1 protein-coding gene and 1 pseudogene are annotated in these 1,999 nt (G+C 56.8%); one reads left to right on the top strand and one right to left on the bottom strand.

Annotated features, from left to right (window positions below):
- Positions 1–536: 536 nt before the first annotated feature.
- A pseudogene (locus tag ACZXDY_RS45685) lies at positions 537–810 on the top strand (winged helix-turn-helix domain-containing tetratricopeptide repeat protein); the annotation flags it as partial.
- A 208-nt stretch (positions 811–1,018) separates the two neighbouring features.
- Here the strand turns inward: ACZXDY_RS45685 and hxsC are convergent.
- Positions 1,019–1,714 carry a His-Xaa-Ser system radical SAM maturase HxsC gene (gene hxsC, locus ACZXDY_RS45690; RefSeq protein ID WP_464349981.1) on the bottom strand — a complete coding sequence of 232 codons (696 nt, stop codon included), beginning with the start codon at positions 1,712–1,714 and terminating at the stop codon, positions 1,019–1,021.
- Between the last annotated feature and the right edge of the window lie 285 nt (positions 1,715–1,999).

Genomic DNA, 1,999 nt, shown 5'->3' on the forward strand with positions numbered 1-1,999 from the left:
GATTGAAAATATACTTGAAGCGCACGATCGCGCGGACCCCGCACTTTTCTGTCAGCCCAAAGGACCCGAGAAACCGATGGGGTGCACACAAAACGAAAGGCCGCCTGCGTTGCCACAAGCGGCCCAAGTCTAGGGAGGAAACGCCCAAGGAGGGCAGCGATAGCGGGTCGGGGGACGGGGGTCTCGCTACCGCATAACCAATAGCTAAGACGATCGCGATCAACGGCTCAATTGAACGTGGGTGACCGTCAGGCATCTGAAGGGGCCACGGAACCGATACGAAGGTTTATGGCGCTCGTCCTTAAACGCGGAGATGTCAGCTTCTGACGGCGAAGCGGAAATCTTAGCGGTCCCAACGCAGTAGGAGAGGCCGCCGCCGGCCGACGCACACGCGCCCTTCAACGGCGGGCCACTCGGGAGAAGCCTTGACAGCAGGCGTTGGCGGGCCCCCATTCAGAACGTCCAGATTGGGATGATAGAACGCTAACGCGCCCGGACGCGCGATGGCCCCGTCGCATAGGCTTCGAGCCATGCGCAGATCCAAGGGGCGGGCTGTTGATGTGAAGCAGGTTGGACGAGAATTGGGCGTCTGCTATGTGTATTGGAGGGAGCGTACGGAAAAGTGCTGATCGAGTTCGGATAACTGGCCAGTTGATTGAGGCCGCGACAAATAATCATTTATGGGCGGAGAAGTTCAACGGTGAGGTTGAAGATGTTTTCGACCTTCAGGATAAGATTACGCGAACGGTCGTCGCTTCTGTTGCGCCTAGGCTTGAGCAGGCTGAGATTGCCCGTGCGAAGCAGAAGCCGAGGTGCTGGATAGCTACCCTATCTGAGAGGCATGGCGAGCTACTATAAGGGCGCCATGGTCGAAGCACGCGGCGCACAAATCAGGTTCTGCGCCGGCATCTTCTCGTCCCCTCACGTGGTGTATTCTCGCGAGCCTGTCGCGATTGTCGCGCCAGTCTCGAGAAGTCGCATTCTGTGCTATCGGCGAAATCTATATTCGTCCAACCGACTACGAAGCTATAGCTCTAATTCCTTGACTCAAGCGCGGGCGTCCCGAGGTAAAAAGCCCACTACATCGCTGTTTCTCAATGCACCCCTCGCATTCCTCAACGTAACCATTTTTCCAATCGGAAATAGATTGAACTGCGTAGGGCCATACGGAGCGTTCGAGCACGCACCGTGGCAAGTTGTAGACAGAAACATTGAGCCCGGCCCCAACTAGCTGGTCGACGCTCTCTGCAAGACCATGCCGATAATCCATCGGATCAATCCAAAGCTGAGTATCGTTCGCGATAGCGAAGCCGGTGTTTTCGAGGCCCATCAATGCCACGTGATCCACAAACGGCAGATTCCGAGCTATCCAACGGCAGGTGTCTAGGATAATCGGGGCTGTTAAGGCGTGGAGCACTACCCTGATTTCAACACGCTGTCCCCTATCTTTCAATTTCAAGATTCCAAGAATTGTTTCGTCAAAGGCGCCTTTGGCTTGCACGACGTGATCATGGACATGGTCGACCGCCGAATAGACGGGGATCGCTGCGATGAGGTTCGGATGCCTGACGCTGCTCCACTCGTCCACTATTTCGGAATGGGAAAAAGCTCGGCCGTTTGTTAGGACTTGAAGGGCCGTCCGGGGAAGCAAGTCGCGACAGTTCGCTAGTACGGTACGGAAGTCGGACTTTCGACATGTCGGACGACAGCCCAAGGCGGGCAGCGATAGCGAGGTGTGCTGGGGGTGATGGTTCGCTACCGCATACCCCTAGCTAAGACGATCGCGATCGGCGGCTCAATTGAACGTAGGGCAACGTCGGGCATCTAAAGGGGGCACGGGACCGATACGAAGGATTATGGCGCTTGCCATCCCACCCGCGCTCTTGCATCCTCCCCTTCGCCTCCGGTTGGAGGCTCCCCTGGGGCGAGGGCGCAAATAGTCCCCAAGGAGGTTCTGATGCGCATTCTGGCCTTGGCGATTTTGACGATCACGACGGTT

It is taken from the genome of Bradyrhizobium sp. LeoB3 (assembly GCF_055456055.1).